General features: G+C 63.0%; 6 protein-coding genes, 1 pseudogene and 1 other annotated feature. Of the genes and pseudogenes, 3 read left to right on the top strand and 4 right to left on the bottom strand.

The window, feature by feature from the left end; translation table 11 throughout:
- Nucleotides 1-242: 242 nt before the first annotated feature.
- Nucleotides 243-563: a helix-turn-helix domain-containing protein gene (locus tag ABJK40_RS13095; RefSeq protein ID WP_348478988.1), complete on the top strand. Its 321-nt coding sequence runs from the start codon at nt 243-245 to the stop codon at nt 561-563.
- On the opposite strand, the gene ABJK40_RS13100 is transcribed toward ABJK40_RS13095, so the two are convergent.
- Complete coding sequence (locus ABJK40_RS13100; protein WP_348510307.1) at nt 541-759, bottom strand: hypothetical protein; 219 nt, start codon at nt 757-759, stop codon at nt 541-543. The two genes, ABJK40_RS13095 and ABJK40_RS13100, sit on opposite strands and share 23 nt — an antisense overlap.
- Here ABJK40_RS13100 and ABJK40_RS13105 point away from each other — a divergent pair.
- The gene (locus tag ABJK40_RS13105; protein WP_348510305.1) at nt 718-1,035 is read left to right on the top strand and encodes a GNAT family N-acetyltransferase; all 318 of its coding nucleotides are present in this window, start codon (nt 718-720) and stop codon (nt 1,033-1,035) included. The two genes, ABJK40_RS13100 and ABJK40_RS13105, sit on opposite strands and share 42 nt — an antisense overlap.
- A 6-nt stretch (nt 1,036-1,041) precedes the next feature.
- Here ABJK40_RS13105 and ABJK40_RS13110 read toward each other — a convergent pair whose 3' ends face one another.
- The gene (locus ABJK40_RS13110; protein ID WP_348478990.1) at nt 1,042-1,980 is read right to left on the bottom strand and encodes a tyrosine-type recombinase/integrase; all 939 of its coding nucleotides are present in this window, start codon (nt 1,978-1,980) and stop codon (nt 1,042-1,044) included.
- Nucleotides 1,977-2,210, bottom strand: a complete 234-nt coding sequence (locus ABJK40_RS13115; RefSeq protein WP_348510306.1) for a hypothetical protein — start codon at nt 2,208-2,210, stop codon at nt 1,977-1,979. The genes ABJK40_RS13110 and ABJK40_RS13115 overlap by 4 nt, the downstream gene beginning before the upstream one ends.
- Here ABJK40_RS13115 and ABJK40_RS13120 point away from each other — a divergent pair.
- A pseudogene (locus ABJK40_RS13120) lies at nt 2,188-3,431 on the top strand (IS3 family transposase). The gene ABJK40_RS13115 and the pseudogene ABJK40_RS13120 sit on opposite strands and share 23 nt — an antisense overlap.
- Nucleotides 2,487-2,603 (top strand) — a sequence feature (AL1L pseudoknot). Its footprint overlaps the pseudogene before it by 117 nt.
- A 1,146-nt stretch (nt 3,432-4,577) precedes the next feature.
- Here ABJK40_RS13120 and ABJK40_RS13125 read toward each other — a convergent pair.
- On the bottom strand, nt 4,578-5,081 hold the full coding sequence (locus ABJK40_RS13125; RefSeq protein ID WP_348478992.1) for a hypothetical protein: 504 nt from the start codon (nt 5,079-5,081) through the stop codon (nt 4,578-4,580).
- Between the last annotated feature and the right edge of the window lie 549 nt (nt 5,082-5,630).

Below are 5,630 nucleotides of genomic sequence, written 5' to 3' on the forward strand. Positions count from 1 at the left end.
CGAACGCGACCAGCACCACCGCGTCGACCTCTTCAACATGCTCCTCGAACGCGCCCGCACCGAGCAACCATGACCTCAACCGCCAGAAATCTCAGATTGCCCTTGACACCGATTACCCACATAAGTGCCGATCTGATCGGTCATCCTCCGTCTGTGGCCCCGTTGTTATGGGTGTTTTGGAGCTCTCACACATGGGTGCTGGCCACTTGCGGATGATGTGTAATCACACATACACTTGTTCCATGACCGACCTCGCCACCATTGCGTCGCTGGCTCGTCCTGGTGACTCGATTCGGGAACGCCGGATCGAGTTGGGTTGGACGCAGGCTGAACTTGCTGAGCAAGCGGGCGTTGCTCAGGCGGACATCTCGCGGATCGAGAACGGTCGGCTCGACGCTCGTTGGTCGACCATTCATCGGCTGTCGGCGGCATTGGAGACGACCGGTTTCGAACCGAAGCGGAGCCTGGCCAATGGCGGTCGCGACCGCTCCGCGCCGAAGGCCACTGGACAGCGGTGGTCACCGAAGGGCGCGACCGCTGTCATCGAGTCATCTGAAGCGTGACCTTCGTCATGCTCGCGACAGCGACGCCGAGCAGTTCGAGTCGTTCGACCTCGGTGGTTCGAGTCCGTGGCTCGACGAGGTGGCCGAGATCGTTGCTGGACTGATCGCGTGGCGATCTGATCCTCACGTTGCACAACTGGATCGCCAAGTAGTCGTGGCCGTCACCGACGGTCGCGTCGTTGGAGTCGTCGCGCATGAGCGGCTCGCACGTAGCGGTGGGCGGGCGTGGGACAACCATCGTTACCTGATGGTCACTGCGGTGCGCGGTGATCAGCAGCGCACCGGGTTGGCCCGTCTACTGGTGGAGTCGGTTCTCGCCGATCTCGCTTCGGCGGGGTGCGAGTCGGTGGAGTGGCTGGTGCATCCGTCGAACCGGGCATCGATCGAGTTCAGTCGGAACGTATTCCCTGAGGCCGACGAGACACAGCCGCCCGAGGACGACCCGTACGTGAGCTTCGCCTTGGCGCTCTGACGGCGGTCAGCGGCTTGCGCCGGCGACGAAGGTCGACACGATGTAGGTGGGGTGCCGGTCGAGCGATCCTCGCCCTCGGTCGTAGCGCATCGTGGTGCGCGGGTCGGAATGCGACGCGGCTTCTTGGACGTCTCGCAGCGGGACGCCGGCATCGAGTGCTGCGGTGATGAAGCTGTGTCTGAGCGAGTGCGGGCTGATCCGCTTCTCGATCGCCGCCGCTTTCGTCAACCGTCGCACGATCCGCGCCGACGCGTGACGATCGAGTCGTCCGGTGCCGTCGTGGTTGACGAAGATCGGTCCAGACAGGCGTTCGCCGATGTAGAGGTCGAGCGCCCGTGCGGTGCGTGGTGAGAGCGGGATGGTGGCGGTCTTGTTGCCTTTGCGATGGATGAACAGGGTGCGGTGCCCGCGGTTGTGGTCGAGGTTGTCGATGTTCGCGCCGAGTGCTTCGGAGATCCGAAGCCCGTTCAACGCCAACAGGCAGGCGAGCGCGTGGTCGCGGCCGCCGCACAGCCCGGCTTGGACGAGGAACGCGCCGAGTTCGTTGCGGTCGAGACCGAGGGTGGAGGACTCGTAGTCCTGCTTCGGGCGACGCACATGGGCGGACGGGTCTCGCTCGATGATCCGTTCCTGAGCGCAGTATTTGTAGAAGCCGCAGATCGTTGACAGTCGCCTTCCGATGGTGGATCGGGCTTTGCCCTGAGATTCGGACCAGCGTGCGTACAGCTCGATGTGGGCGCGTTCGATCTCGAACGGGTCCAAGAACGCGTTATCGAGCCAGCCAATCCACCCGCGCAGATCGAGCCGGTATGCCTCCAGGGTGGTTCCGGAATATCCGGCCAGGAAGCCGGCGACAGCGTGCATGATTCGTTGGCGGATCGGGTCGGATTCGATGAGGACGAGTTGCCCGATGACTTCGCCGGAATGGGTGGTGCTGGGATTCATGGTGGTTCTCCTTCGTTATTGATGGAGATTCCAGGTGCGCGCGCCCGACCATTGTCGTCAAGGTACATTGATCGCTGATTCATGGAGATCTGATGCCCCGCTCGATCCAAGACATCCTCAACCACGCCGACCAGCTCGCCGCCCGCTTCGAGATTGAGTCGCCCTGGGTTCATCGGAGGCTCTTCACCTTGGATATGAAGGACAGAGATGAGCCGTTCGAAGAAGAGCACGCAGCGCCGGTACACGCCTGAACAGAAGGAGCATGCGGTCCGTCTGGTGAGATTGCGCCGCGATGAGACCGGTGAGAAGCACGGTTCGGTGACCACTGTTGCCGAGCAGCTCGGGTTCGGTCCGGAGTCGGTGCGCCAGTGGGTCCGCGACGCTGATGAGGCCGATGGTCTGATTGGCGACAGCGGTGGCAGCGCTCCGGCAGACGAGGCCCGAATCCGCGAGCTGGAGCAAGAGGTCAAGGAGCTCCGTCGGGTGAACGGGATCTTGAAGACGTCTGCGTCTTTCTTTGCGGCGGAACTCGACCGCCCACATCGATGATGGTCGCCTACATCGACGCCCATCGCGACCAGTTCGGAGTCGAGTCGATCTGCAACGTGTTGCCGATTGCTCCGTCCACCTACCACGCGGCCAAGACCGCCGAACCGTCAGCGCGCGCTCAACGAGATCAGGTGATGATGCCGATTTTGATGGCGTTGTTCGTCGCGAACTACCGGGTCTACGGCGCCCGAAAGTTGTGGCTGGCCGCCAGGCGTGCCGGCCATGACATCGGGCGCGATTAGGTTGCCCGACTGATGAAAGCCCTGGACATCGAGGGTGTCACCCGTCGGCGCAAACGGGTGCGCACCACCGTCGGCGACGACACCGCAGCGAGGTCGCCCGACTTGGTCAAACGCAACTTCACCGCCACTGCTCCGAACCGATTGTGGGTCACCGACCTGACCTACGTCCCGACGTGGGCCGGTGTTGCGTACGTCTGTTTCATCGTCGATGTGTACTCGAGGATAATCGTCGGCTGGCGCTGCGCGAACCACATGCGCACCGACATGGTCCTCGACGCCCTCAACATGGCGGCATGGAACCGAGGCGACCTCGACCTCGAAGGATTGCGGGCACATTCCGACGCCGGGAGTCAGTTCACGTCGATCCTGTGGGGCGAGCAACTTGCACAGATCGGAGCCGTCCCGTCGATCGGCACCGTCGGCGATTCCTACGATAATGCCCTGGCTGAGACGGTGAACGGCTACTACAAGGCCGAGCTGATCTACGGACCCGACCAAGGCCCATGGAAGACCGTCGACGACGTCGAACTCGCCACCCTCGCCTGGGTGCACTGGCACAACAACCAGCGCCTCCACGGCCACTGCGGGGACGTGCCGCCGGCCGAGTTCGAGGCTGCTTACACTCCTCAAGCCGACCAACTTCTGGTTGGAAACCTATAAACCGAGCCTCCGGAAAACCCAGGGCGACTCAGATACGTTCAGATACGTATGGGGTTCGCACAAAGAGTTCCATCGGCAATCGTGCTGGCGTGCATCATGGTCGGATCGGCGTGCAACGGTTCGGCGCCCGACACCGCCGCGCTTGTTCCAGCGACCGACGATGCGTCGGGAGTCACGCCCGGCCCAGACTCCGACAGCTTGGCGAACGTCTTGGACGTCGAGGACGTCGTCGACATTGCATGTCCTGGCTCACCGGTTCAACCGCCAGCTGACTTCGCGAATGTCCTCGACGTGGTCGCCCTCCCAGCGAGCCCGAGCTATCCGACCGCTCTGCAGACCGCCGTCCGCGATGCCGAGGACGGAACTGTGTTCTATTTCGCGAAGACCGGGCTCTGGTGGCGAGGCGACGCGACCTTTGAAATTGTCGTCCCCGTTGAGCTTCGATCGGTGATGGCGATTGGATGGGGCGGGCCTGCGCAGCCCGCACACACGGTCCGCGGGAACTGCGAACGTTCGGAGTCCTGGATGGTGACGGCAGGTGGGTACTGGGTCCGCGAGCCCATGTGTGCGGAGCTGCTCGTGCGCGATGGGGACAACGAGCAGCGGGTGTCGATCGGTCTTGGAACGCCTTGTCCCGGCCAAGACCCGCCGATCGGTCCGAGCGACGGGTAAAGAACGGATAGACCCGAGGGGACAACAACTTGCAGGGCTCCCCGGTCATCCGGTCGACAGTCGATCCCCAACCCATTCTGTGCGGGTGCCCGCTTTCCGAGGCGCCGATCTCGGAGGGTGGGGTCGCCCGTGCTGAGCACGTTATGCGTGCTCCGAGTTCGCCCTCGACGAGAGCTAGTTGCCCAAAGTCAGCTCGCCCGAAAGAGGTTCACGACGTGGATGCGAATGCTGGACACGGGTTCGAGTATCTCACTCCTCCCGTGTAGTCGCCGGGACTTCAGTTCGCACGTTCTCGCGCAGGTGACCGCCCACAGTCGTGCCGATCTGATCGGGTTCGAGTCGTGCGAGGAGCTGTTGATATGCGTGGGTTGCGGTCAATTCGGCTATGACCAGCGGAGTGGGCGAATGTCGGCCCGGACCTCGTGACCCAGCGCGAGTAGGACGCCTTGGCACTCGTCAGCAATCGGTGACGAGTCACGTTGCCGCGAGTGCGGCGGCGAGATCGCCGACGAATTCTGCAGCGTTGGTCCTGTCGAAGCTCGCCATCGACTGAAACCTGAACATCAGCGGAACGAAGGCGTTGATAGAGCCGCGATGGACCCCCAACCGTGACAGCGTGATCGCGTCGACGTCGACCATCGGGCTGAACCCGTTGTAACTCGAGAGGTCACGAGTGAAGAAGTTGATCTCGACGGTGCCGACGTCGGGCTCATCACCGGTGCAGTCGTTGTTGTCACGAGACTCGTTTGCCAAAGCCATTCGCAGCGTGTCGCCCGGACTCACGGGTGAATCCGGCGACAGCACCTTGAGCACGCGATACACAACGTCGACGGTGTCGACACCGAGTTCAGCGGGATCAATGTCAGGCATTGCGTCCACCTCTTGCATCGACGTGAGCGTCACTCCATCGCTCACCGAAACGACCTGCATGATTGCCACCTCCTGGTCCGGTCGGGCGTCGGCGACGATCTCCTCCACCGTCGTGTACCTCGGTCCGTCTGCCAATGACCCTCCGTCCTCACATCGTCGCGGTGACTCGAGCGTGTCGAAGTCGGGGCGCCCGACCGGCAGAACCCCGAGTTCTCCGTTTGTAGGGGACACGATTGAGTCGTCGACCACGTGCGGACGCTCCCCGCTCGTCGGCACCGGTGGCGACGGTTCGGACAACCACCCGGTCTCGACCGGCGGACCGGGCGAGGTTGCAGTTGCGGCCCGATCAGCCGGAGCTGACCCGCACGCAGAACCGACAGCAACCAGCACCACGGCACATGACGTCGACACAACTCTCACGATCACAGTTGGTTGGACGCTCGCCAGCGGCCACGGGTTCCGCCATCTCAAACACTTTTCGCCGCCGACCATTACCGAACAGATACCCACTCGCCGAAGTGAGGATATGGGGGTAATCCTCGCCGCTTTCAGTGGTGGTGAGGGACTCTGGGTGACTGCCCCGCCGGGGCTCGAAAGGAACCCATCCCATGTCTTGGTCACCTGAGTTTCAACGCGTGAATCGCGCCGACGGAGGGG

Source organism: Ilumatobacter sp. (genome assembly GCF_039969435.1).
Lineage (GTDB): Bacteria > Actinomycetota > Acidimicrobiia > Acidimicrobiales > Ilumatobacteraceae > Ilumatobacter_A.